At 64.2% G+C, this 25913-nt stretch carries 19 protein-coding genes and 1 pseudogene; 12 read left to right on the plus strand and 8 right to left on the minus strand.

Going from position 1 to position 25913, the window contains the following annotated elements; translation table 11 throughout:
• Nucleotides 1-6: 6 nt before the first annotated feature.
• Complete coding sequence (locus FJ423_RS21225) at nt 7-780, minus strand: gamma-glutamyl-gamma-aminobutyrate hydrolase family protein (protein WP_095769386.1); 774 nt, start codon at nt 778-780, stop codon at nt 7-9.
• A 267-nt stretch (nt 781-1047) separates the two neighbouring features.
• Here FJ423_RS21225 and FJ423_RS21230 point away from each other — a divergent pair, with 267 nt between their 5' ends.
• Nucleotides 1048-2157 carry a TRAP transporter substrate-binding protein gene (locus FJ423_RS21230; RefSeq protein WP_095769385.1) on the plus strand — a complete coding sequence of 370 codons (1110 nt, stop codon included), beginning with the start codon at nt 1048-1050 and terminating at the stop codon, nt 2155-2157.
• A gap of 245 nt (nt 2158-2402) precedes the next feature.
• Here FJ423_RS21230 and FJ423_RS21235 read toward each other — a convergent pair whose 3' ends face one another.
• The 4 genes from FJ423_RS21235 to FJ423_RS21250 form a co-directional block, all read right to left on the minus strand.
• Nucleotides 2403-3431: a zinc-dependent alcohol dehydrogenase family protein gene (locus FJ423_RS21235; RefSeq protein ID WP_181174862.1), complete on the minus strand. Its 1029-nt coding sequence runs from the start codon at nt 3429-3431 to the stop codon at nt 2403-2405.
• Between the two features lie 8 nt (nt 3432-3439).
• On the minus strand, nt 3440-5230 hold the full coding sequence (locus FJ423_RS21240) for a TRAP transporter large permease subunit (RefSeq protein WP_140844826.1): 1791 nt from the start codon (nt 5228-5230) through the stop codon (nt 3440-3442).
• Complete coding sequence (locus tag FJ423_RS21245) at nt 5230-5835, minus strand: TRAP transporter small permease subunit (protein WP_140844782.1); 606 nt, start codon at nt 5833-5835, stop codon at nt 5230-5232. The genes FJ423_RS21240 and FJ423_RS21245 overlap by 1 nt, the downstream gene beginning before the upstream one ends.
• Nucleotides 5836-6022: 187 nt before the next feature.
• Nucleotides 6023-6928, minus strand: coding sequence for a branched-chain amino acid ABC transporter permease (locus FJ423_RS21250; RefSeq protein ID WP_140844787.1), 906 nt, complete (start codon nt 6926-6928; stop codon nt 6023-6025).
• 93 nt (nt 6929-7021) lie between these two features.
• Here FJ423_RS21250 and FJ423_RS21255 point away from each other — a divergent pair, with 93 nt between their 5' ends.
• The 10 genes from FJ423_RS21255 to FJ423_RS21300 all read left to right on the plus strand — a co-directional run bounded on the left by FJ423_RS21255 (nt 7022) and on the right by FJ423_RS21300 (nt 19217).
• Nucleotides 7022-7630, plus strand: a complete 609-nt coding sequence (locus FJ423_RS21255) for a CGNR zinc finger domain-containing protein (RefSeq protein WP_095769381.1) — start codon at nt 7022-7024, stop codon at nt 7628-7630.
• Nucleotides 7623-8153, plus strand: a complete 531-nt coding sequence (locus FJ423_RS21260) for a hypothetical protein (protein WP_140844790.1) — start codon at nt 7623-7625, stop codon at nt 8151-8153. Before FJ423_RS21255 ends, FJ423_RS21260 begins: the two co-directional genes overlap by 8 nt.
• Before the next feature lie 206 nt (nt 8154-8359).
• Nucleotides 8360-11833 (plus strand): indolepyruvate ferredoxin oxidoreductase family protein, encoded by a 3474-nt coding sequence (locus FJ423_RS21265; protein ID WP_140844792.1) that lies wholly within the window; start codon nt 8360-8362, stop codon nt 11831-11833.
• Between the two features lie 149 nt (nt 11834-11982).
• Nucleotides 11983-14298 carry an EAL domain-containing protein gene (locus FJ423_RS21270; protein ID WP_140844794.1) on the plus strand — a complete coding sequence of 772 codons (2316 nt, stop codon included), beginning with the start codon at nt 11983-11985 and terminating at the stop codon, nt 14296-14298.
• Between the two features lie 300 nt (nt 14299-14598).
• The gene (locus tag FJ423_RS21275; RefSeq protein ID WP_140844796.1) at nt 14599-15360 is read left to right on the plus strand and encodes a hypothetical protein; all 762 of its coding nucleotides are present in this window, start codon (nt 14599-14601) and stop codon (nt 15358-15360) included.
• 149 nt (nt 15361-15509) lie between these two features.
• The gene (locus FJ423_RS21280; protein WP_023729728.1) at nt 15510-15659 is read left to right on the plus strand and encodes a DUF3096 domain-containing protein; all 150 of its coding nucleotides are present in this window, start codon (nt 15510-15512) and stop codon (nt 15657-15659) included.
• A 149-nt stretch (nt 15660-15808) separates the two neighbouring features.
• Nucleotides 15809-16033: an aa3-type cytochrome c oxidase subunit IV gene (locus tag FJ423_RS21285; RefSeq protein WP_095769375.1), complete on the plus strand. Its 225-nt coding sequence runs from the start codon at nt 15809-15811 to the stop codon at nt 16031-16033.
• A gap of 85 nt (nt 16034-16118) precedes the next feature.
• Nucleotides 16119-17399: a Re/Si-specific NAD(P)(+) transhydrogenase subunit alpha gene (locus FJ423_RS21290; RefSeq protein WP_140844798.1), complete on the plus strand. Its 1281-nt coding sequence runs from the start codon at nt 16119-16121 to the stop codon at nt 17397-17399.
• Nucleotides 17399-17818, plus strand: coding sequence for an NAD(P) transhydrogenase subunit alpha (locus tag FJ423_RS21295; RefSeq protein ID WP_140545871.1), 420 nt, complete (start codon nt 17399-17401; stop codon nt 17816-17818). Before FJ423_RS21290 ends, FJ423_RS21295 begins: the two co-directional genes overlap by 1 nt.
• A 1-nt stretch (nt 17819) precedes the next feature.
• Nucleotides 17820-19217, plus strand: a complete 1398-nt coding sequence (locus FJ423_RS21300) for an NAD(P)(+) transhydrogenase (Re/Si-specific) subunit beta (protein WP_140844800.1) — start codon at nt 17820-17822, stop codon at nt 19215-19217.
• A 72-nt stretch (nt 19218-19289) separates the two neighbouring features.
• On the opposite strand, the gene gyrB is transcribed toward FJ423_RS21300, so the two are convergent.
• The gene (gyrB, locus tag FJ423_RS21305; protein WP_140844803.1) at nt 19290-21761 is read right to left on the minus strand and encodes a DNA topoisomerase (ATP-hydrolyzing) subunit B; all 2472 of its coding nucleotides are present in this window, start codon (nt 21759-21761) and stop codon (nt 19290-19292) included.
• 272 nt (nt 21762-22033) lie between these two features.
• Between gyrB and FJ423_RS21310 the strand changes: the two are divergent.
• Nucleotides 22034-23405: pseudogene (locus FJ423_RS21310) on the plus strand (cytochrome P450).
• Between the two features lie 9 nt (nt 23406-23414).
• Here the strand turns inward: FJ423_RS21310 and FJ423_RS21315 are convergent.
• Both FJ423_RS21315 and FJ423_RS21320 read right to left on the minus strand, forming a co-directional pair.
• Nucleotides 23415-24398 (minus strand): complex I NDUFA9 subunit family protein, encoded by a 984-nt coding sequence (locus FJ423_RS21315; RefSeq protein ID WP_140844809.1) that lies wholly within the window; start codon nt 24396-24398, stop codon nt 23415-23417.
• Nucleotides 24399-24776: 378 nt separating this feature from the next.
• Nucleotides 24777-25778 (minus strand): Ldh family oxidoreductase, encoded by a 1002-nt coding sequence (locus tag FJ423_RS21320; RefSeq protein WP_140844815.1) that lies wholly within the window; start codon nt 25776-25778, stop codon nt 24777-24779.
• Nucleotides 25779-25913 lie beyond the last annotated feature (135 nt).

Below are 25913 nucleotides of genomic sequence, written 5' to 3' on the forward strand. Positions count from 1 at the left end.
CCAGGCTTACTCTGCCGCGGCGCGGGCACCTGTTTTGGCGGCCGCATGCAGGCGCACCGCATCGCCGAAGGCCTTGAAGATCTTGGCGGAATTGCTGTCCGACTTCACCCAGTATTCGGGGTGCCATTGCACGCCGACTGCGAAGGCGCGGGCATCCTTGACGGAGACTGCTTCGATCGTGCCGTCGCTGGCCAAAGCCTCGACCTGGAGCCTGGAGCCCAGCAGGTCGATTGCCTGGCGATGCAGCGAATTCACCTTGATCTCGCCGGCGCCGAACACGCCGGCAAGGCAGCTTCCGGGCTTGATCGAGATCGTCTGGTGGATGCCGAAGCGCTCGTCCTGATTGTCGCTCACCGGCGCGCGGTGGTCGAGCGAGCCATCGCGCTCCTGGATTTCGGTGCCCAGCGTGCCGCCGAGCGCGACGTTCAGCTCCTGGATGCCGCGGCAGATGGCAAGCAACGGCACGCCGCGCTCGATCGCCTTGCGGATCAGCGGCAGCGTGGTTGCGTCGCGCGCCGGATCGTAGGGGCCGTTGGCCTCGCTGGGATCGCCGCCATAGAGCGAGGGATGCACGTTGGACTTCGAGCCCGTCACCATGACGCCGTCGACCGACGACAGCAGCTCGTCGAAATCGAGCCGATCGCCGAAGGACGGCACCAGCAGCGGGAACACGCCGGCGCCCGCGACCGCCGCTTCCAGATACTGCTGGGGTGCCGCGTGCCAGGTGTAGTTGTCGAACTGGCGGACGTCGGACGAGACTGCGACGAGCGGTTGCTGCATTTTGGGTTTGGATTCCTTCGAGAGCTAAGGAGTTAATCTGCCTACAAAATAGGCGATCTGAAGGCAGTTTGCCATGGTGAGTTTCGCTGCCTTGCATGGGCCAGCGGCAGGTTCGTTAGACTATAGTTGCACGCGGCGCCGGAATGGCTGCAACCCTCGCCCGCAACGCTGGACTCGACCCTTTGCCTGTGTATGTTTCTTCCCCAACCGATCTGGGCACGAGGATGCCCTGACGTCGGTCAGTTGATCCGCAAGGGAGGAAACTTAATGGATCGTCGTTCTTTCATTCGCAAGGCCGGTGCGTCCGGCGTGGGCGCCGCGGCAGCAGCGGCGGCACTTGCCACGCCGGCCATTGCCCAGTCCAATCCCAAGGTGACCTGGCGGCTTGCATCGTCCTTCCCGAAATCGCTCGACACGATCTATGGCGGCGCCGAAGTCTTCTCAAAAATGCTGTCGGAGGCGACCGACGGCAATTTCCAGGTCCAGGTCTTCGCCTCCGGTGAGCTCGTGCCCGGCCTGCAGGCTGCGGACGCCACCACGGCCGGCACAGTCGAGGCCTGCCATACGGTCGCATACTATTACTGGGGCAAGGACCCGACCTGGGCGCTCGGTGCCGCAGTGCCCTTCTCGCTCAACGCGCGCGGTATGAATGCCTGGCACTATCATGGCGGCGGCATCGACCTGTTCAACGAGTTCCTCGCCACGCAAGGGCTGTTCGGCCTGCCGGGCGGCAATACCGGCGTTCAGATGGGCGGCTGGTTCCGCAAGCAGATCAACACGGTGGCCGATCTCTCGGGCCTCAAGATGCGCATCGGCGGCTTTGCCGGCAAAGTTGTGCAGAAGCTCGGCGTCGTGCCGCAGCAGATCGCCGGCGGCGACATCTATCCGGCGCTGGAGAAGGGCACCATCGACGCCGCCGAATGGGTCGGCCCCTATGACGACGAGAAGCTCGGCTTCTATAAGGTCGCGCCCTACTACTACTATCCCGGCTGGTGGGAAGGCGGCCCGACCGTGCATCTGATGTTCAACAAGGCCAAATACGAAGAGCTTTCGCCGGCCTACAAGTCGCTCGTGCATACCGCCGCGCAAGCGGCGGACGCCAACATGCTGCAGAAGTACGACTATCTCAATCCGGCGGCGGTGAAGCGGCTTGTGTCGAACGGTGCCAAGCTGGCGCCGTTCAGCCAGGAGATCATGGCCGCCTGCTTCGAGAAGGCCAATGAGGTCTATGCCGAGATGGAATCCAACAACGCGCCGTTCAAGAAGATCTGGGAATCGATCAAGGCATTCCGCAAGGAGCACTATCTCTGGGCCCAGGTCGCCGAATACAATTACGACACCTTCATGATGGTGCAGCAGCGCAATGGCAAGCTGTAGGAAGATTAGCCCCTTCTCCCCGTCACTATACGGGGAGAAGGTCCCGGCAGGGGGATGAGGGGCAGCGCCAGCTTCGGCGATTGAAAAGCCTAGAGCCGTGATCTGGGTCTAACCCTTACCCATCCGACGTCGGCGCCGCCCCTCACCTGCCTGCCGGCATCCTCTCCCGTATAGGGACGGGGAGAGGGGCGCCCTCATCGGCGGTTTCGCCAATCGCCAACGTTGCAAGATGGAAAACTGCGCCATCAGCCTTGGCCCGGCACCACCAGCACCTTGACCTCGCCCGGCGCCGGCGGATTGGCGATCACGTCCGGTGCCTCTTCGAGGCTGACCTGCTTCGAAATCAGCCGGTCGATCTCGATCGCGCCGGAGGCGATCAGATGAGCCGCCCTTCCATGCGTGAACGGGTTGAGGAAGGAGCCGAGCACCTTCAGTTCGCGAAACAAGAGATCGAACGGCTCGATTTCCACCTTCATGCCTTGCGGCACGACGCCGACGATCACCACCGTGCCGCCCGCCTTTGCCATGCGCATCGACTGCTCGACCGTGTCGCGGACGCCGGCGCATTCCAGCACCACGTCGACGCCGCCGGGCGCCAGGCCATTCGGCCCGGCCACGGCCGCGATCGGGTCGCCGGCGCTTGGGTCGATCGTCGCGGTCGCGCCGAGTTCCTCGGCGAGCGCGCGCCGCGAAGCCTGCCGGGTCGACAGAATGATGGTCGCCGCGCCCGCGAGCTTGGCCAGCTGCACGACGAGCAGGCCGATGACGCCGCCGCCCAGCACCACGACCGATGCGCCCGGCCGGATCGCGGCCAGGTCGACGCCGTGCAGGCAGCAGGCGAGCGGCTCGCAGAAAGCGCCATGCGGCGGCTTGAGGTTTGCGGGCAGTCGGAAGGCTTGGCTTGGCGGCATCAGGACGTAATCGGCGAAGCCGCCGTCGCGGTGGATGCCGATGGCGCGCAGATTGCTGCAGAGATTGACGCGGCCGGCATGGCAATGGGCGCAGCGCCCGCAGGCAATGTTCGGATCGCCGGTGACGCGGTCGCCGACGGCAATGCCCGTCACCGCCGCGCCGACCGCTTCGACGATGCCGGAGAACTCATGGCCGAGCGTCACCGGCGGCGTGCAGGGAAATTCGCCATGGAAGAGGTGGCGGTCGGTGCCGCAGACGCCGCAGGCCTCGATGCGCACCAGAACGTCCTCAGGCCCGGGAACGGGTTTTGCGACCTCGCGCAACCCGATCTTACCTACCGCTTCCAGCCGCACGGCTCTCATGGGTATCCTCAATTGAATTTGGGCGGCTGCGAGAGATCGGGCGCTGGCGCCGCCGGCTTGGCCGGCGCATCGCCGAAGCTCGGCGGCTGCGACAGGTCGGGCGTGCCGGGTGCCGCCGGAGCGCCGCCATTGGACGGCGCAGCTCCATTGTTGTTCGCCGGGGGCGTGCCGAGCGGCGACAGCGAAGGCATGTCGGGCAGTCTGAGATCGATGGTGCTGGGCTCCACCGCGGCGCCCTTGTAGCGCATGACCATCTGCGGGAAGGCGATGGTCAGCCCGATCATGATCACCTGGATCAGGACGAACGGCACGGCACCCCAATAGATCTGCCCGGTGGTGATCGGCGCGATCTGCTTGCCGGTGATCCTGTCGAGGTAGGGCACGCGGGCCGCGACCGAGCGCAGGTAGAACAGCGCGAAGCCGAAGGGCGGGTGCATGAAACTGGTCTGCATGTTGACGCCGAGCAGCACGCCGAACCAGATCAGGTCGATGCCGAGCTTGTCGGCGGCCGGCGCCAGCAGCGGCACGATGATGAAGGCGAGCTCGAAGAAATCGAGGAAGAAGGCAAGCACGAAGACCAGGATGTTGACGCCGATCAGGAAGCCGGTCTCGCCGCCGGGCAGCGATGTCAGCAGGTGCTCGACCCAAATATGGCCGTTGACGCCATAGAAGGTCAGCGAAAACACGCGCGCGCCGATCAGGATGAACAGCACAAAGGCGGAAAGCCGGGTCGTCGAGGCCAGCGCCTGGTTGATGACGTCCATCGTCAGGCGGCCCTTCATTGCCGCCATGATGAGCGCGCCGACGGCGCCCATGGCGCCGCCTTCCGTCGGCGTGGCGATGCCGAGAAAGATCGTGCCCAGAACCAAGAAGATCAGCGCCAGCGGCGGGATCAGCACGATCACCACCTGCTGCGCCAGCTTCGACATGATGTTGATACGGAGCCGCTGATCGAGGATGGCGACGACATAAATGACGATGACGCCGACGGCGAAGCCGAGGATGTCGGCATTGTCGCCGTGGGTCGGCGCAAGGTAGCGATAGGCCGCGTATGAAATCGCGCCCGTCACCACAACTGCCACCAGCAGAGATATCACGCCGTGGCCGAGCGTACGCGCCTCGAGCGGCAGCGCCGGCATCGAGTTCGGCCGGACGATCGACATGATCAGGATATAGAGCATGTAGATGCCGGTGAGCACGAGGCCGGGGATCAACGCGCCGGCATACATGTCGCCGACCGAGCGTCCCAGCTGGTCGGCCAGCACTATCAGCACCAGCGACGGCGGGATGATCTGCGCCAGCGTGCCGGAGGCGGCGATGACGCCCGAGGCCACGCGCCGGTCGTAGCCGTAGCGCAACATGATCGGCAGCGAGATCAGGCCCATGGCGATGACCGAAGCGGCCACCACGCCGGTCGTTGCGGCAAGCAGCGCACCGACGAAGATCACCGCATAGGCAAGCCCGCCGCGGATCGGCCCGAACAGCTGCCCGATCGTGTCGAGCAGATCCTCGGCCATGCCGGAGCGCTCCAGCACGATACCCATGAAGGTGAAGAATGGTATCGCCAAGAGCGTGTCGTTCGACATCACCCTGGTGCCGTAAAAATTGTCGGGAAGCGCATGCAGCAGCGGCCAGGCAAGGTTGATCGACCCGCCGGAATAGGGCGACAGTACGACACCGATGAAGAAGAACATCAGCCCGTTGGCGGCGAGCGAGAAGGCTACGGGGTAGCCGATCAACAGGAAGATGACCAGCGAGGCGAACATGATAGGCGCCATGTTCTGCGCGATGAATTCGATCACGAGCGCACCTCGCCCGCGTGCGCCTTGGCTTCCTCGGCCAGCGCCTTGGCCTCGAGCTCGGCCTGCTCATGGGCCGAGATAAAAGGAGTGGGATCGTCCATGTCGCCACGCATGATGGCGATCTTCTTGATGATTTCGGAAATCCCTTGCAGCGCGAGCAGGAAGAAGCCGACCAGCAGGATGGCCTTGGCCGGCCACACGATCAGGCCGCCGGCATTGGTCGACATCTCGCCGCTGCGGAAGGAAAGCGACACGTAAGGCACGAAATAGATCACCATCAGCACCACGAACGGCATCAGGAAAAAGAGATGGCCGAAGAGGTCGATCCAGTGCTGCACACGGCGCGAGAACATGCCGTAGACAATGTCGATGCGGATATGGTCGTTCTGTTTCAGCGTGTAGGCGGCGGCCAGCATGAAGGCGGCCCCGAACAGGTACCACTGCAGCTCCAGCCAGGCGTTGGAGGAGATGTCGAACACCTTGCGGATGACGGCGTTGCCGGCGCTCACCAGGATCGCGAGCAGGATCAGCCACGACACCCAGCGGCCGGTGAACTCATTGATGCGGTCGATCGTCCTGGATAGAGCGAGCAGCCCTGCCATGCATAGTCCTCCCTGGTACCGGCAGCGCGCCCGATTCCCCCTCCGGTGTCGCGCCGCTTGGCCCAACGATATGCAGTGCGTGGTCCGGCAGGTCAACATGACAAAGCGACGGCAAACAGATCGGCAAGCCGCGCAGAGGCGGAATGCCGCCGCATGACGCAACGTCATGCAACCAAAGTCTGGGAGCTCAGGCGATCTTGGCCTGGTCGCGCCCGGCGCCGATCAGCACCAGCATGGCGACGAGGAAGAGATAGATCCAGGCGTCGCGCCATTCGAGCGGGAAATAGCCGGCCCAGAGCGATTCCGCCATACCGAAGGCCGCGGCACCAAGCGCCGCCTTGAGCGGCGACAGATAGCCGCCGACCGCCGTCACGAACAGGATCTTGAGGCCGTAGACCAGCCCGGTGCCAAAGGAGACATTGCCATAATAGAGACCAGCAAGCACGCCGGCCAGCGCGGCGCAAAAGCCGCTGAACAGCACGGCGCGGCGGAACACGGCGGTGACGTCGATGCCGCACATCGCCGCCGCTTTCGGGTCGTCGGAGACGGCGCGCCAGGCGCGGCCGAAATGCGAATGCGAGAACAGCCAGGCCGCCAGCGCCACCACCGCGATGATACAAGCGCAATCGAGCAGCTGGATCACCGTGAGCGTCACCTTGAAGCCCTCACCCTGGGCAAAGATGACGGGGTTGGCGAGCATCGGCGGCAGCCACAGGTCATGCGTATCGGCCGCGATGCGGCTCGCTTCCGACAGGAAGATGAGAATGCCGAGCGTCGTCACCACGATGGCGTTGGGCGAGCGGTCGGCGAGCCTCTCGAAAACGCTGCGCGACAGGACATGACTGATCAGCGCGGCATAAAGCACGGCGGCGGCGACGCCGAGCATTACCGCGGCGGCCAGCGTCAGCCACAGCGCCTGATAGCCGAAGGCGGCGGTCAGGATCATCGTCTGGCCGCAGAAGGCGAACAGCGCGCCGTAAGCCAGGTTGGTGCGATGCAGGATGCCGTTGGTCAGCACATAGCCGAAGGCGAGCAGCGCATAGAGCGCGCCCGAATGCAGCCCGTTCAGCACCTGCTGGAAGAAATAGAGCATGCGATATCCTACAGGTCGTATGACGCGACCCCGCCGGACCGTTGCACTCGGAATCTAACTTGTCAAATGCGTTTTATCGGTTAGATTTCTGTCATGACGGTTTCCTGGACCCCGCACCGCTTCACCGGCGGCATCCTTGCGCTCGACACGGCGAACACCGTCGTGCTGCGCAACGATCCGCAAAAGTCCTTTGACCGTTTTGACGATCCGGCCGAGATCGCCCGCTTCGCCGAGGCGGCGAGCGGCTTTCGCGCGGCCGAGCTCGGCGGCCGAAGGCTGCAGGCGCCGGAGCCGGGCGAGATAAAGCCAGCCGTCGTCTCGATTCGCGAAGCGACCGACCGCCTGTTTCGTCATGCCGTATCGAACGGCGCGATTGCGACCAGCCACTTGCCGGACTTCCTCACGGCCTGCGCCGGCGGGCTGTCCGGCAGCGCGACCGAGATCGGGGTGCCGGGCCAGCCTTTCGGCGATCCGCAAACGCCGATCGCCTTCGAGGCGGCTTTGGCCGTCTCGGCGCTGTCGCTGCTGCGCGACGAAACGGTGGCGAGGCTGAGGATCTGTCCCAATTGCAGCTGGCTGTTCGTCGACCGCAGCCGCAACGCCAGTCGCCTCTGGTGCGACATGGCGGTTTGCGGCAACCGCCAGAAGGCAAACCGCTATTACCGCCGCCGCACAGCGGCGAGGGAGGTCAGCAATGCTTAGGAAATTGTCGCGTTCGGCTCTGGTCGGCGTCGCCTTGATCGCTGCATTCGCGCTCGGCGCGTGCCGCGACACCGGCAACGACCAGCTCTTCGCCATCTCCGGCAAGCTGTTCGAATTCAATTACCGGCTCGCCATCGCCACCTATGTCATCACGCTGAAGCCGCTGCGCCCGATGGTCGACGGCCAGGTCGCGGTGGTGAGCTTCCAGAATCCGGCGGGCGGCGATCCGCTCGTCGTCAACCAGAAGATCTGGCCGAAGCTGCCCCATATCACGCTCACCAGCCCGCCGCTCTCCTGCGTGGTCAAGGACAAGCCTTACAAAGTCTCTATCCGCATCCAGGATGCCAGCGGCACATTGCTGCAAAGCATCGACACGACCATGACCTCGTCGGAGGATCAGACGATGCTGCCGGACCGGCCGCTGGTGATCGGCCCGAAATACGAGCTCAACCCGGACCTTGCCGGCCATCCTGACGGCAGACTACCCGATGCGCAGAAGCCGGATTGCTCGAAAGCGACCTGAAAGCCCAGCGCTCACGAAATTTTTGTTCCTCGGGAAGCGGTTAGCGCGGTCTTGCATGCGCCGTCGGCCACTCGCCAGACCGTTTGTTGCGTGTTATCTGGCTGCTGCGATTTTGTTTGACCTCTCCGCCAAGGGAAGAAAGACTGCGGCGTCCCACTCCGACGTTGGCTGCCTGATTTGAGCCGCCTCCGCAGAGGAAATACCTGATGACGCTGCACGACGTCGCGCTCGACGACAAGTTCGACCTTGGCAAGGAGCGCGTCTTCCTGTCCGGCGCCCAGGCGGTCGTGCGCATGCTTCTGATGCAGCGCGAGCGCGACCGCCGCGCGGGCCTCAACACGGCGGGCTTCGTCTCCGGCTATCGCGGCTCGCCGCTGGGGGGCCTCGACATGCAGCTGTGGCGGGCCAAGAAGCAGCTTGCGGCTGCCGACATCGTCTTCCAGCCCGGCCTCAACGAGGAACTCGCCGCCACCGCCTGCTGGGGTTCTCAGCAGACCGAATTGCTGGGCGAGGGCACGCATGACGGCGTCTTTTCCGTCTGGTACGGCAAGGGGCCGGGCGTCGACCGTTCCGGAGACGTCTTCCGCCACGCCAATCTTGCCGGCTCGTCCAAGCACGGCGGCGTGCTTGCCCTGATGGGCGACGACCACATGGCCGAATCCTCGACGAATGCGCATGCCACCGAATTCCTATTCGTCGACACCATGGTGCCGATCCTCAACCCGGCAGGCGTCCAGGAGATCATCGACTACGGCCTCTACGGCTTTGCAATGTCGCGCTTCGCCGGCACCTGGGCGGCGATCAAATGCGTCAAGGACAACATCGAATCGACCGCCTCGGTCGACGCCTCGATCGAGCGTCTGGGCATCGTCATTCCCGAATTCGACATGCCGCCGGGCGGCCTCAACATCCGCCACGAGATCGACATGCTCGGCCAGGAAGAGCGGCTGCACGAGTACAAGCGCGCCGCCGCCTCCGCCTTCATCCAGGCCAATGGTCTCAACCGCATCGTCTATTCCGGCGGCCGCAATCCCAAGCTCGGCGTCATCACCATCGGCAAGAGCTATCTCGATGTCCGCCAGGCGCTGGAGGATATCGGCATTGACGAGGCGGCCGCCAACCGCATCGGCATCCGTCTGTTCAAGGTCGGCTGCCCGTGGCCGCTCGACTTCCAGCACATCGCCGAGTTCGCGTGCGGCCTCGACACCATCGTCGTTGTCGAGGAAAAGCGCTCTTTGATCGAGGTTCAGCTGCGCGAGAACCTCTACGGCACCGCCACGCAGCCGGTGATCGTCGGCAAGAAGGACGAGCGCGGCGACTGGCTGTTTCCGGCCAAGGGCGCGCTCGATCCGAACGAGATCGCCATCGCGCTCGGCGAACGGATTCTGCGCACCATCGGCCCGTCGGAAGAAATCGCCACGCGGCTGGCGAAGCTGCGCCAGTTCCAGGCGATGCTCGCCGACACTGTCGATATCGGCTCGCGCACGCCTTTCTTCTGCTCCGGCTGCCCGCACAATTCCTCGACCAAGGTTCCGGACGGCTCGATCGCCGCCGCCGGCATCGGCTGCCATTTCATGGCGCTGTGGATGGACAGGAATACGGTCGGCTTCACCGCCATGGGCGGCGAGGGCGCGCAATGGGTCGGACAGGCGCCGTTCTCGAAGCGCGACCACATCTTCCAGAATCTGGGCGACGGCACCTATAACCATTCCGGCGTGCTGGCGATCCGCTTCGCGCTGTCCTCCGGCGCCAACATCACTTACAAGATACTCTACAACGACGCCGTCGCCATGACCGGAGGCCAGCCGCATGAGGGCGGCCTGACCGTCGACATGATCGCCAGACAAGTGCGCGCCGAGGGCGTCGAGCGCATCGCCGTCGTCACCGACGAGCCCGACAAATATGCCGGCAAGGCCGATTTCCCGGCCGGCGTCAGCATCCATCACCGTGACGACCTCGATCTCGTCCAGCGCGAGTTGCGTGGGCTCAAAGGCGTTTCCATTCTCATCTACGACCAGACCTGCGCCGCCGAGAAACGCCGGCGCCGCAAGCGCGGCACCTTCCCCGATCCGGACAAGCGCGTCTTCATCAACGAACTGGTCTGCGAAGGCTGCGGCGATTGCGGCGTCCAGTCGAACTGCGTCTCGATCCAGCCGGTCGAGACCGAATTCGGCCGCAAACGCCGGATCGACCAGTCGAGCTGCAACAAGGACTTCTCCTGCCTCAACGGCTTCTGCCCGTCCTTCGTCACCGTGCATGGCGGCAAGATCAGGAAGGCAGAGGGCATTGCCGGCAAGGCCGATCCTCTCGACGGCGTGCCCGCGCCGGCTGAATTCCGCATGGGCACCCAGGGCTGGGCGGGGATCATCGACGGGGTCGGCGGCACCGGCGTTGTCACCGTCGGCGCGGTGCTCGGCATGGCCGCGCATCTTGAAGGGAAGGGCTGCGGCATGATCGACATGGCCGGCCTCGCCCAGAAGGGCGGCTCGGTCTTCACCCATGTCCGCATCGCCCCGACGCCCGAGGATATCCATGCCATCCGCGTTTCGGCCGGCAAGGCCGACCTTGTGCTCGGCTGCGATCTCGTCGTCTCCGGCGCCAAGAAGGTGCTGGGCGCGGTGCGCGAGGGCCACACGATCTTCCTCGCCAACACCGCCGAGATCATGCCCGGCGAATTCACCCGGTCCGCCGACTTCTCGCTGCCGATCGAGCGGCTGAAGAAGGCGATCCGGGCGGCGGCCGGCGACGACAAGGCGCATTTCTTCGACGCCACCCGCACGGCGACGGCTTTGTTCGGCAATTCGCTGGGCGCCAACATGTTCATGCTCGGCTTCGCCTTCCAGCATGGCGGGCTGCCGCTTTCCGCCGAAGCCGTTGAAAAGGCGATAGAATTGAACGGCGAGGCGGTGCCGATGAACATCGCGGCCTTCCGCTGGGGCCGCCGCGCCGCGCATCAGCCCGATTTCGTGCGCGGCCTGGTCAGCCAGACGGACAAGCCGGCTTCCCGACCGGCGGAGACGCTGGACGATGTCATCGCCCGCCGTGTCGCCTTCCTTACCGCCTATCAGAACGCAGCCTATGCCAGGCGTTACGCCGACCGCGTGGCGACGTTGCGCGCCGCCGAAGCCAAGGCCGTGCCCGGCTCGACCGCAGTGACCGAGGCCGTCGCCAGGAACCTCTTCAAGCTGATGTCGATCAAGGACGAGTATGAGGTGGCGCGGCTCTACACCGACGGCACTTTCGCCGCCGACCTCGCCAAGCAGTTCCAGAGCTACGACAAGCTCGAGTTCCATCTCGCGCCGCCGATCCTCGGGCGGCGCGGCAATGACGGCAAGCCCCGCAAATCGAGCTTCGGCCCGTGGATGATGAAGGGCTTTCGGCTGCTGGCGGCGATGAAGGGCCTGCGTGGAACCGCCTTCGACCTTTTCGGCTACACGGCCGAGCGGCGCATCGAGCGGCAGTCGCTGAGGGCATACGAAGCCGATCTCGAGCTGATCGCCGGCGCGCTGGCGCCGGGCAGGATGGAAGCCGCGACGGCCCTGGCCTCCGTGCCGGCGCTTATCCGCGGCTACGGCCATGTCCGGCAGGCCAGCGCCGACAAGGCGGCGGGCGAGCGCTCGCGTTTGATCGAGCGTTTGAAGCAAGCCCCCGCGGAGCCTTCGCTTCGGGCGGCGGAATGATCGCGCCGGCGCGTTGGACGCCGCGCCAAAATCCCGAATCCCTTATCCGTCCTGCTTATAGCAACCCTCTGCAACCGTCGCCGCGCGCCGTTCTAAGCCTTTCTTAAGGCGGGGTGTGGCATGACAAGGCGTAGTGTTGGGCCGAGTGTATGGGCAGAGCGAAGACCGAGAGCATCCCGGCGGACGTCTATATCCAGTTCGTGCGGGCATTGTTCGACAACGCCGGCATGGTGGCGATCGGCGGCGTATGCTACTGGATTGTCGGTTTCATGGTCTACCTGCGCACGCAGGATCTGCTTTATCTGGCCTTGGCTTTCGTTCTGCTATCGGCCAGCCTCTGGCGGTACTTCAGCATCCAAGGCTTCCATAGAGCGGGCGGCACCATAGCAAGTGTCGCAGAGGCAGAAGCGATAGAGCGCAACTACATTATCAAAGGCAGCGCGCAGGGCCTCGCATTGGGGTCATTCTGCTTCGTGTCGATCTACCTGCGTCCTGACCAGTTTGGTGAACTGGCGTCGGTGTCGTTGTCGTTGACGACCCTGGTAACGGTTGTCGGGCGAAGTTACGGGTCCATGCGCATGGTCCAGATTTTTTCATTGACCCTCGTCGGGCCGGCGGCTCTTGCGCTCATCCTGCGTATGGATATGGCTTCTGTCGTCCTCGGCTTGATGATCATCCCACTGACGTTCGTCACGATCAGCAGCGCTGACCATGTCCGCAACGTGCTCTTCTCCGCGGTCATCGGCCACAAGCAGGCGAGGAACCTGACGCGCCGGTTCGACCGCGCGCTCAACACCATGTCGCACGGCCTGGTCATGCTAGGCCCGGACGGCCGCGTCGCGGTGGCCAATGCCGAGGCTGCCCATCTGATGTCGCTGAAATCGTCCGAGGCGCTGCTCGGGCGCTCGATCCACAGCCTGCTGATGCGCGGCGTTGCCGGCGGCATGCTGGCGCCAAAGGACTGCCGCTACATCGAGGCGCAGCTGACGCGCGCCTTGCGCGAAGGCCGCGACCGCAAGGTGCTGGTTTCGCTTGCCAATGGCCAGCACTATGAATTTTCCGCGCGCGAAGGCAGTCAGGAATTGGGCGTCATCACCTTCGAGGACGTGACGGCCCGCGTCGAGGCGGAGGAAAAGATCCGCTTCATGGCGCGCTACGACAATTTGACGGGGCTGCCGAACCGCGCCTATTTCAACGAACTGGTCGGCGAAGCCATGGCGTCCGGCGACCGCGACCGGCTCTGCGGCCTCGCCGTGCTCGACCTCGACGATTTCAAGAGCGTCAACGACACACTCGGCCATCCGGTCGGCGATGGGCTGATCTATGCCTTGGCCGAGCGGCTGGCTGCGGTCGCCGGGCCAGGCATCAATGTCAGCCGTTTCGGCGGCGACGAGTTCATGGTCTTCTTCGACCGCATCGAGGACGAGAGCCATCTCAGCGATTTGCTCGACGAGATCTTCGTCAACCTACAGGGGGAGGTGGATGTCGCCGGTCACAGCCTACGCATCCAGGCCAGCGGCGGCGCCGTGTTGTCCAGGGTCGAAGACACCGATGTCGACGCCATGATCGTCAAGGCCGACCTTGCCCTCTACAAGGCCAAGGAGCTCGGCAAGAACAGCTGGCGGCTGTTCGAGGCATCAATGGATGCTGCGTTCCGCAGTCGCCAGCTGATGAAGGCCGACCTGCGCAATGCCGTGCAGGCCAGGGAGTTGCGCGTCGTCTACCAGCCGATCGTGGCCATCAGCACCATGCGCATCGCCAGTTGCGAGGCGCTCTGCCGCTGGGACCATCCCGATCTCGGCCCGATCTCGCCCAGTGTCTTCATCCCGCTCGCCGAGGAGATGGGCATCATTGCCGACATCAGTACTTTCGTGTTGCAGGCGGCCTGCGCCGAATGCGCCAAATGGCCGACGCAGACCAGCGTATCGGTCAACCTTTCGGCCAAGGATTTCCGCAACCGCGATGTCGTGCAGAAGGTTCGTGACGCGCTGGCGGCGTCAGGCCTTGCGCCGCACAGGCTCGAAATCGAGGTCACCGAGACCGCCTTGCTCGACGACAAATCGCTGACGCGCGAGCTGATCGAAGAGATGAAGACGCTTGGCGTCCGCATTGCGCTCGACGATTTCGGCACCGGCTATTCCAGCCTCAGCTATTTGCACAAGCTGCCGCTCGACAAGATCAAGATCGATCGCTCCTTCCTGATCGATTTGAACCAGAACCGGCAGTCGCTCGATCTTCTGAAGGGCATCGTCGGCCTGTCCCGGACGCTGGGTCTTTCTGTCACCATCGAAGGGGTCGAAACCTTCGAGCAGCTGAAGACGCTGGTCCATCTGGTCAAGCCGGACTTCGTGCAGGGCTTCCTCTTCGGCGCCGCGCTCAGCGCGTCGGGCATCGAGACGATGTCGAGTGTCACGTGGCCGTTTGCAGCGGATCTGTATATCGCCGGCAAACGGACAGCCAGCTGAACGCTATTGCGTTCAAAAAACAGATCGAATGTTCACCCAATGAAAGGATGACAGCTCGGGCGCTGTCTAAATCCGCCACGTCCTGGTGCGCGCAGCACCTGATTTCAGAATCACCGCGGTGATCGCCGCCAGTTCGGATCAGACAACCCGGCTGCACGATCCTGCATTTTTCACATGAGATCCCCGAACGATTCACGACCGTTAAGGTTAACAACCGGTAAACCAGCGATATCGAATTTTCAGCTTGTGTCTCATTTCAACTCGAATAGCTTATTTATAAGCGGAATTCGAGGACAGACTATGGTTGTTGCTAGAAAGAGCGCGTCGGTCGACGCCAGCGCTAGAATCGACTCGGCGCTCAACCGATCCATGATGCAACTGCTGGATCATGTCGAATATCGTCTCATCACCGGGGGTGAAGATCAGGAGGCGATATACCGGCTCCGCTACAATTCCTATCGGCGCTCAGGTATGTGTGGTCCGATCGCGAGCGGTATGTTCGAGGATCGCTGGGATAATCTGCCCAACGCCTACCGGTTCGGTGTCTATTGCTATGGCCAATTGGTCAGCACACTGCGTTTCCATTATATTACCAGCGAGTGCCCGTTCTCGCCCTCCGTCGATGCCTATCCGGAAATATTGAGGGAGCGGCTTGCGCGCGGAGAAACCTTCATCGATGGAACCCGGTTCGCAGCCGATCCTGCCAGCGCACCGTCGCCCGGAGTGATACCTTTCCTGACACTCAGGATTGCCATGGTCGCCTCCTGTTATTTTGGCCAGGACTCGGTACTGACGCCGGTCAAGATGGAGCATTCCGCTTTTTACGTTCGTTACTTTCAGGCCGTGCAGAGGACAGAGGCTAAAGTATTTCCGGGCGTTCTTCCCCCGCTCGCACTGTTCGAAATCCCGGCCGGCGAAAACATGCGCCTGACGCTCAAACGATTGCCGTTCTTCAGATCGACGCCGATGGAGCAGCGGATGATGTTCGGCAATCCGGCCATCAACCGGCTGACGCCCCTCACCATTCTGCCGACGGCGAAATATTACCGCGCCGCGGCCTGAATGCAGGCCATGAACCTTTCGCCGGCGGCGACGTTGTCAGAGCAATTCCAGGAAAAGTGTGAGCGGTTTTCCGTTCGGAATTGCGTCGATACAAGCTCCGCAGCCCGGTCTGCCCGGGCGATCGCGCCTGTCATAAGAAAGGATCCCGCATGACCATCCACTCGCTCGCGCTGACGCCGCTGATCTCGCTGATCGCCGGCGTGCTGATCCTGGTGATGCCTCGGCTCCTCAACTACATCGTCGCGCTTTACCTGATCGTTGTCGGCCTGCTCGGCCTTTTCCCCCACCTCGCGGGCTGAAATCCCGCGCCGGCCGCGTCGACATCGCGCGGCATTCGATTTCAACTTTCGTTTGAGGCTGTTGTCGCGGACTGTGCGGCAATAGCGCCATTGCTCTTGGTTCGGCTTTTCGCTATGTGCCTCGAAGGCATTTTCGAAGGGGTACTTCCATGGCTGATCACACGCCGACCGGTCCTGTCGAGCTGGGCGCGCAGATGGACTATGCCGAGCACGACCGTACCTACAAAGGCTTCCTCGGTCTTGCCAAATACGGCTCGCTGTTCTGTGCCGCCGTCCTTATTGCAATGGCCTTCGGTTTCTTCGTCGGCGGCTTCTTCTCGGCGACCATCCTGTTTATCCTGATCATGGCCGTCGGCACTCTCATTCTGCGGTAGACTTCCCAAGCCCATTGCCCTCGACGTCGCCGGACGTCCGGCCGACGCCCTGCGCAGTCAAGGTTCCAGCCGAAAGGATCATCCGGTGGGACAAATCGTATTCATCCCTCGCGAGATTGACCCGAACGAGCCGCGCGTCGCGGCCTCGCCGGAGACGGTCAAGCGCCTGGCGGGTCTCGGCTTCGACGTGATCGTCGAGAAGGGTGCCGGCCTCGGCTCACGCATTCCCGACCAGGATTTCACTGCTGCCGGCGGCGCGATCGGAACGGCGGCCGACGCCAAAAAGGCCGATGTGGTGCTGAAAGTGCGCCGGCCGACGGATGGCGAGCTCAAGGGCTACAAGCCGGGCGCCGCCGTCATCGCCATCATGGATCCTTACGGCAACGATGCCGCTGTCGCCGCGATGGCCAAGGCCGGCATCACCGCCTTTTCGATGGAATTCATGCCGCGCATCACCCGCGCCCAGTCGATGGATGTGCTTTCCTCGCAGGCCAACCTCGCCGGCTACCAGGCGGTGATCGACGCGGCCGCCGAATATGACCGCGCGCTGCCGATGATGATGACGGCGGCAGGCACAGTGCCGGCGGCGAAAGCCTTCGTCATGGGCGTCGGCGTCGCCGGCCTGCAGGCCATTGCCACCGCGCGGCGGCTGGGCGCCATCGTCACCGCTACAGACGTGCGTCCGGCGGTGAAGGAGCAGGTGCAGTCGCTCGGCGCCAAATTCCTGGCGGTCGAGGACGAGGAGTTCAAGGCGGCCGAGACGGCCGGCGGCTACGCCAAGGAAATGTCGAAGGAATACCAAGCCAAGCAGGCGGCGCTGACTGCCGAGCACATCGCCAAGCAGGACATCGTCATCACCACTGCCCTGATCCCTGGTCGTCCGGCGCCGAAGCTCATCTCGGCGGCCATGGTTGCCTCGATGAAGCCAGGATCGGTGATCGTCGACCTGGCGGTCGAGCGCGGTGGCAATGTCGAGGGCGCGGTGCCCGGCAAGGTCGTGACGACAGAAAACGGCGTCAAGATCGTCGGCCATCTCAACGTGCCCGGTCGTGTTGCTGCATCCGCCTCGCTGCTCTACGCCAAGAATCTCTACGCCTTCCTCGAGACGATGGTCGACAAGGCGGCGAAACAGTTTTCGATCAAGCGCGACGACGAGTTGGTCAAGGCCACGATGCTGACCGATGGCGGCAAAGTCGTGCATCCTGCCTTCGCCAAGGCGGCGGAAGAGCCGCGCACCGAGCCGGCTGCCATTCCCGCGACGACCATCGTCGCTGACGCCTTCGACAAGCCTGCTGCGAAGAAGATCGCGGCGAAGAAACCCGCCGCAGCCAAGTCGCCCTCGTCTAAGTCTGAAGGGACCGCGTGATGGAACAGCTGCAGAAAGCTCTCGATCAGCTCGATCAGGCGACCGCCGCCGTCCGCCTTGCCGTGCAGGACCTTGCCAACGCGCCCGCAGGCGAGGCTGCCGGTAATGCCGCGCACGCGCTTTCGGGTGGCGCCATCGATCCCTTCGTCTTCCGCTTCGCCATCTTCGTGCTGGCGATCTTCGTCGGCTATTATGTCGTCTGGTCGGTGACGCCGGCGTTGCACACGCCGCTGATGGCCGTCACCAACGCCATCTCCTCGGTCATCGTCGTCGGCGCGCTGCTCGCCGTCGGCATCGCCGCTTCCGGCTTGGCCGCGGGCTTCGGCTTCGTCGCGCTGGTGCTGGTCTCGGTCAACATCTTCGGCGGCTTCCTCGTCACCCAGCGCATGCTCGCCATGTACAAGAAGAAGGAAAAGTGACGTGAACGCCAACTTCGCTTCCTTCCTCTATCTCGTCTCCGGCATCCTGTTCATCCTGGCGCTGCGCGGCCTGTCGCACCCGACCACCAGCCGCCAGGGCAATCTTTACGGCATGATCGGCATGGGCATCGCCATCGCCACAACGCTGGCGCTGGCGCTGCCTTCGGCCGGCCGCTTCGGCCTGATCGTGCTCGGTCTCGCCATTGGCGGCGGCATCGGCGCGGTCACCGCGCGTCGCATCGCCATGACCTCGATGCCGCAGCTGGTCGCCGCCTTCCACAGCCTCGTCGGCTTCGCCGCCGTGATGGTGGCGGCTGCCGCCATCTACGCGCCGGAAAGTTTCGGCATCGGCACGGCGGGCGACATCCACGCCCAGGCGCTGGTCGAAATGAGCCTGGGCGTCGCCATCGGCGCCATCACCTTCACCGGCTCGGTCATCGCCTTCCTGAAGCTCGACGGACGCATGTCCGGCAAGCCGATCATGATCGGCGGCCGTCACCTGATCAACATCGCGCTCGGTATCGCCCTGGTGGTGCTGATCGTGCTGCTCGTCACCACGGAATCCAAGCTCGTCTTCTGGCTGATCGTCGCCGCCTCGCTGGTCCTCGGCGTGCTCTTGATCATCCCGATCGGCGGCGCCGATATGCCGGTCGTGGTGTCGATGCTGAACTCCTATTCCGGCTGGGCGGCGGCGGCTCTCGGCTTCACCCTCGGCAACCTGGCGCTGATCATCACCGGCGCGCTGGTCGGCTCGTCGGGCGCCATCCTGTCCTACATCATGTGCAAGGGCATGAACCGGAGCTTCGTCTCGGTCATCCTCGGCGGCTTTGGCGGCGAGACCGCTGCCGTGGCCAGCGACGGCATCGAGCGCACCGTCAAGCAGGGCTCGGCCGACGACGCGGCTTACCTGATGATGAACGCGCAGAAGGTCATCATCGTGCCGGGCTACGGCATGGCGGTCGCCCAGGCGCAGCACGCGCTGCGCGAAATGGCCGACAAGCTCAAGGCCAATGGCGTCGAGGTCAAATACGCCATCCACCCGGTCGCCGGCCGCATGCCCGGCCACATGAACGTCCTCCTGGCCGAGGCCAACGTGCCCTATGACGAGGTGTTCGAGCTCGAGGACATCAACTCGGAATTCGCGCAGGCCGACGTCGCCTATGTCATCGGCGCCAACGACGTCACCAACCCGTCCGCGCGCGACGACAAGTCCTCCCCGATCTACGGCATGCCGATCCTCGACGTCGACAAGGCCCGCACCTGCCTGTTCGTCAAGCGCTCGCTCGGCTCCGGCTATGCCGGCATCGACAACACGCTGTTCTACAAGGACGGCACCATGATGCTGCTCGGCGACGCCAAGAAGATGACCGAGGAAATCGTCAAGGCGATGGATCACTGAGCGTCATGGCAGGCATCAAAAGGAAAGGCCCGGCATCTGCCGGGCCTTTCCTTTTGAATGCGTAAGGTACGCTCAAATATCCAGATTGGCCACCGACAGCGCATTGTCCTGGATGAACTCGCGGCGTGGTTCCACCTCGTCGCCCATCAGCCGCGAGAACAGCGAATCTGCGTCGGTCGCGTCGTTGACCTTGACCTGCAGCAGCGAGCGCACGTTCGGGTCCAGCGTGGTTTCCCAGAGCTGCTCGGCATTCATCTCGCCGAGGCCCTTATAGCGCTGCATGGTGAGGCCCTTGCGGCCTGAAGCGAACACTGCGTTGAGCAGCGCCAGCGGCCCCGAAAGCAGCTCCGAGGTCTCTTTCCGACGCAAGGCAGGCTGCTCGCCATAGACTTCCGCCAGGCGCGCTGCGTAGCGGTCGAGCTGGCGCGCATCGGCCGAATTGATCAACCCGGCGTCGAGCTGGACCACATCCTTCACGCCGCGCACGGTGCGCTCGAACACATAGCCGCCCGAACCGTCATTGGAGGTCGACAGCCTGCCGGTCCAGCCGCGCTCGGTCTCCTCGGCGATCATGTCGAGCCGCTTCGCGACGCGCTCGGCCATGGTGTTGGCGCGGCCCAGATCGGCAAGCACGTCGGGATTGAGCGCGCCGGCGATCGCCGCCTGCTCGACGACGCTGCGGTTATAGCGCGTGTGCAGCCCGTTGATCAGCTGGCGCACCGAGAGCGCATCGTCGACCGAGGCGCGCAGGTCCTGTCCCGTCCGTACCTCGCCGGAGGCCAGCACCAGCGAGGCCTCATCCAGTCCGGACCCGATCAGATATTCCTCATAGGCGCTTTCGTCCTTGAGATATTGCGAGCTCTTGCCCCGCGTCACTTTGTAGAGCGGCGGCTGGGCGATGTAGAGATGGCCGCGCTCGATCAGCTCCGGCATCTGCCGGAAGAAGAAGGTGAGCAACAGCGTGCGGATGTGGGCGCCGTCGACGTCGGCGTCCGTCATCAGGATGATCTTGTGGTAGCGCAGCTTGTCGGCATTGAACTCGTCCTTGCCGATCGAGGTGCCGAGCGCGGTGATCAGCGTGCCGATCATGTCTGAAGACAGCATGCGGTCGAAGCGCGCCCGTTCGACATTGAGGATCTTGCCGCGCAGCGGCAGGATCGCCTGGTTCTGGCGCGAGCGTCCGCCCTTGGCCGAGCCGCCGGCCGAATCGCCCTCGACAATGAAGATTTCCGACTTCGCCGGATCGCGCTCCTGGCAGTCGGCGAGCTTGCCGGGCAGCGAGGTGACGCCGAGCGAGCTCTTGCGGGTGATGTCGCGCGCCTTGCGCGCGGCCTCGCGCGCGGCCGCCGCCTGGATCACCTTCTCGACCACCACCTTGCCTTCGCTCGGATGCTCTTCCAGCCAGGTGCCCAGCGCCTCGTTGACCAGGCTTTCCACCACCGGGCGGACCTCGGACGAAACCAGCTTGTCCTTGGTCTGCGAGGAGAATTTCGGGTCCGGCACCTTGACCGATAGAACGGCGGTCAGGCCTTCGCGGCAGTCGTCGCCGGTCAGCGAGACCTTTTCCTTCTTGGTCTGGCCGGACGATTCGCCATAGCCGGTGATCTGCCTGGTCAGCGCCGCGCGGAAGCCCGCCAGATGCGTGCCGCCGTCGCGCTGCGGGATGTTGTTGGTGAAAGCCAGCACGTTCTCGTGGTAGCTGTCGTTCCACCACATCGCGACTTCCACGGTGATGCCGTCGCGCTCGGCGCGGATGGCGATCGGCGTTTCGATCAGCGGCTTCTTCACCCGGTCGAGATATTTGACGAACTCTTCCAGGCCGCCGTCGTAATGCAGCTCGTGGCGCACCAGGTCGGCATGACGCGCGTCGGTCAGCACGATGCGCACGCCGGAATTGAGGAAGGCGAGCTCGCGCAGCCGGTGCTCCAGCGTGCCATAGTCGAATTCGACCATGGTGAAGGTCTCGGCCGACGGGAAGAAGGTGATCTCGCTGCCGCTGCGGCCCTCATAGGTGCCGGGCTGTTTGTTCTGCTCATATGTGCCCGTCACCTTCAACGGCGCGTCGGCATTGCCATGCGTGAAGCTCATCTCGAAGATTTCGCCGTTGCGGCGGATCTTGAGCTTGAGCCATGCGGAAAGCGCGTTGACCACCGAGACGCCGACGCCGTGCAGACCGCCGGAAACCTTGTAGGAGTTCTGGTCGAATTTGCCGCCGGCATGCAGCTGCGTCATGATCACTTCCGCCGCCGAAACACCCTCTGAGGAGTGGATGTCGGTCGGAATGCCGCGGCCATTGTCGATCACGGTGACGGAACCATCGGGGTTGAGCGTCACCGAGACGAGGTCGGCATGGCCCGCCAGCGCCTCGTCGATGGCGTTGTCCACCACCTCATAGACCATGTGATGCAGGCCCGAGCCGTCATCGGTATCGCCGATATACATGCCTGGACGCTTGCGAACGGCATCCAACCCCTTCAAAACCTTGATGGAATCGGCGCCGTACTCGGCTTCCACGCCAATGGCGCTTTCGGTCTGGTCGCTCATGAATACCTGTCTGATTGATGTCGATGGTCCGGCACGGGAAAGTCACCCCGAATCGCGCCGTTTTGATGTCCTAGATATAGGCGCAAACGGCTGGTTTTCCAAGGTTTGCGGCCATTTTGCCGGCTTGGCGAGAAGCCTTTCATTCACCCCGAGCCGACGGACCGGCAAGCCGGCTGACGCGAGCCGTATTTGGTGACGATCGCGGACCTGCTCGGCCAGATGGACGCCCGCCTCGTCGGACACTACATTCGGCTGTCAGCGGAGCATGCTTCATGGACACCAAGCCCGCCCCTTTCGTGCCGCCGGCGCCGACGCCGCGCACAACGCCGCCTTCGACGCTGGAGATGATGCGCATCGTCTACCGCAATCCGCTCGAGCTGTGGGGCGAGCATACCTACAACGAGCCCTGGATCTCGGTGACCGGCATCGGCGGCCCTCTGGTCATCGCCAACGATCCCGGCCTCATCCGCCATGTGCTGATCGATAACGCCAGGAATTACAAGATGGCGACTGTGCGCCAGCTGATCCTGCGCCCGATCCTGCGCGACGGGCTGCTGACCGCCGAAGGCGAGGTGTGGAGGCGCTCGCGCAAGGCGATGGCGCCGGTGTTCACACCGCGCCACATCTTCGGCTTCGCCGGGCCGATGCTGAGACGCACGCTGGATTTTCGTCACCCGCTACGAGGCCGGCGGCATGACCGATGTCGCGCATGACATGACGCTGCTCACCTACGACATCCTCGCCGAAACGCTGTTTTCCGGCGAGATTGCCGGCGAGCCCGGCAGCTTCGCCAAGGAGATCGACCGGCTGTTCGAAACGATGGGCCGTGTCGACCCGCTTGACCTTCTGCGCGCGCCGGAATGGCTGCCGCGGCTAACCCGCATCCGCGGCCGCAAGACGATGGCCTATTTCCGCAATATCGTGGCCAACACAGTGAAGATGCGCGAGGAGCGGCTGAAGCGCGATCCCGACGGCGTGCCGCAGGATTTTCTCACGCTTCTGCTGCGCGCCGAGGGGCCGGACGGGCTGACCCGCGCCGAGGTCGAGGACAACATCATCACCTTCATCGGCGCCGGCCATGAGACGACCGCGCGGGCGCTGGGCTGGACGATTTATTGCCTCGCCGGGGCGCCCTGGGAACGCGACAAGATCGAGCAGGAGATCGACGCCGTGCTGGCGCGCGAACCCGATCCGACCAGGTGGCTGGATGCCATGCCGCTCACCCGCGCCGCTTTCGAGGAGGCGCTCAGGCTCTATCCGCCTGCGCCTTCGATCAACCGCGAGCCGATCGAACCGGAGACCTGGAACGGCTTATACATTCCGAAATACGCCGCCGTGCTGGTGATGCCCTGGGTGGTGCATCGCCACCGCAAGCTGTGGGACAGGCCGGACGCCTTCCTGCCGGAGCGTTTCCATCCCGAAAACCGCGACAGGATCGACCGCTTCCAGTACCTGCCCTTCGGCGCCGGGCCGCGCGTCTGCATCGGTGCAAGCTTCGCCATGCAGGAAGCGATCATCGCTCTGGCGATCCTGTTGTCGCGCTTCCGCTTCGATGCGACATCGCAGACCCGACCTTGGCCGGTGCAGAAACTCACCACGCAGCCGCAGGGCGGCCTGCCGATGCAGGTCTCCCGCCGGGCTTGAAGCGGCTGGTTACCGATCGGCGATCGGCCGGCGCTGCTGGAACTGGCCGGCGGCGCGGAAGCGCCAGAGATAGCTGGGCAGGATGGTGGCGATCGCCTGCGGCTGGATGCCGAGGCCGGCAAGCGTCCTGGCGGCCTTGGCGGCTTCGTCCGAGACGACATTGTGCTCGCGCAGCTGCAGCACCTGGTCCTTGGTCAGGAGCGGATTGGGTAACAGCTGCAGGATCGACGCCTGGATGTTCGCCACCCACCACGGTACCGGCACCAGCAACCGCCGGCGGTCGATGACCGCGAGCAGCTCTTCCATGCATTCCTTGAAGGTCAGCACCTGCGGGCCGCCGAGCTCGTAGATCTGGCCGCCCTTGACCTTGCCGTCGACCGAGCGCGCGATCGCTTCTGCGACGTCTCCGACATAGACCGGCTGCAGCTTATTCTGCCCGCCGCCGATCAGCGGCAGGACGGGCGAGAGGCGCGCCATGCCGGCGAAGCGGTTGAAGAAGCGGTCCTCCGGTCCGAAATTGATCGACGGCCGGAATATGACGGCATCCTGAATCGTCTCGAACACTGCCCTTTCGCCCAGCGCCTTGGTGCGGGCGTAGTTGGACGGCGAATTGAGATCGGCGCCGAGCGCCGAGATCTGGGTGAGGCCGGCGCCGACCGAGCGTGCGGCCTCGGCGACGGCGCGCGCGCCGAACTCGTGCACGGCGCCAAATTTCTGGCGGCCGGTCTCATGCAGGATGGCGACCAGGTTGACGACATGGTCGGCGCCTTGCACGGCGCGGTCGACCGACCAGCGCACGCGCACATTGGCCTGCACGGGTTGAATCTGGCCGACATTGCCGAGCGGCTGCACATGGCCGGCAAGGTCGGGCCGCCGGCAGGCGACCCGGATGCGGTAGCCGCGCTTGGCCAGCGCCCGCACGACATGGCGACCGACGAAGCCCGAGCCGCCGAAGACGACGACGAGCTTGGGGGTCTGCAGGATTTCGGTCATGAGTGGCTCCGCGCGCAAATGCTTGGCTGAAGCCGTTTCTTAATCCGTTTCTCGCCAAAGGCAAAGAGCGACCGGAAGTCGCCGTCGGCTTGTTTTTGAACTTGCCCGGAATGCCTGTCCCGCCGCATTTGGAGAGAACAGAAAACCCCGCCGAAGCGGGGTTTTCCGGGCAGTGTCCACACCGAAGCAGGGTCCAACGAGGCGGCCTGACCTGAGACGGCATCAAGGTGGCGTGAAGCAAGCACGCACGCCCCGGACTGAACGCTCGGCGCGGCGCCGCCAGCCGCAAGCCGGACGAAGCCAATCGGGCGGCTCGCGGCGTGGGGTGCCGGATATGGGTCGTGTCACGTCGAAAAAAGTTCAATCGCGGAGGGAAAATCAGGCCGAATAACGCTCGGCGAATTCCGAAATGCGCTGCACCACTGCCCTGGACGTGGTGATGCCGCGCGCCTTTGCCTTCTCGGCGGCGTCAGCGCGCGAGCGGCCGGGGATATGCACGCCATAGCGCCGCCGCAACCGCTCGAGCTGGTACTTCATGCGCCGCTCGAAATTCGGGTCGAGCAGCTTTGGCTCGATGGCCAGAACGAAAAGGCCGGTGCCGGGGCTCTCCGCCCCATGGGTGAACCAGGGCGCGTCGAGCGACCAGTTGGCGCCGGAAATGCCCGCGGCCAGCACCTCGACCATTAAAGCGATGTTGGCGCCGCGCTGGCCGCCAAAGGCAAGCATGGCGCCCTTCATCGCCGCCGCCGGATCGGTGGTCGGGTTGCCGCTGGCATCCAGCGCCCAGCCTTCGGGGATCTTCTTGCCGTCCTCGGCCGCCTTGCGGATATTGACGAAGGCGGTCGCGCTCGACGACTGGTCGATGACCAGCGGCGGCCCGTCTGCGGCGGGCGACGCAAAGGACATCGGATTGGTGCAATAGACCGGCTTGACCGAGCCTGAGCCGGCAAGCACTGCCGGTCCGTTGGTGGCAGCGAAGGACACCAGCCCCTGTTCCGCCAGCCGACCGGTGAAATAGCCGAGCGCCCCGCATGTATAGGCGTTCTTCTGCGAGAAGATCGAGACGCCGAACAGTTTTGCCGCCTTGACCAGGTCGTCGATTGTGCGGTCGAAGCCGATATGGGCAAGTCCGCCGCGCGCATCCGAAAGATAGACGGCGAGCGCCGGCCGCGTGATCGCCGGATCGGCGTTGCCGTCGATGCGGCCGGCTTCGAGCGCTTCCAGATAGTCGATGAAATGCGACAGCCCCACCGTCGACAGGCCTTCGGCCTCCGCGGCGATGATCGAGGCTGTCAGCGACTGCGCCGCCTCCTCATTGGCGCCGGCGCCAAGCGCCGCCATCCGGCATAGGCCTGTTGCCTGGGCGAGGGTGAGTTGCATCGTGGCCGTCCTAAGGGAGTAGGGGAATATGGTAGTAGGGGAGTAGGGGAAAATTATGGAGCGATAGCGACTGGGGGTGGAAATGTGAATGCGGATCGTGGCTGAACACTCCCCTACTCCCCTACTCCCCTACTC

The sequence above is a fragment of the Mesorhizobium sp. B2-8-9 genome, from assembly GCF_006439475.1.
Lineage (GTDB): Bacteria > Pseudomonadota > Alphaproteobacteria > Rhizobiales > Rhizobiaceae > Mesorhizobium.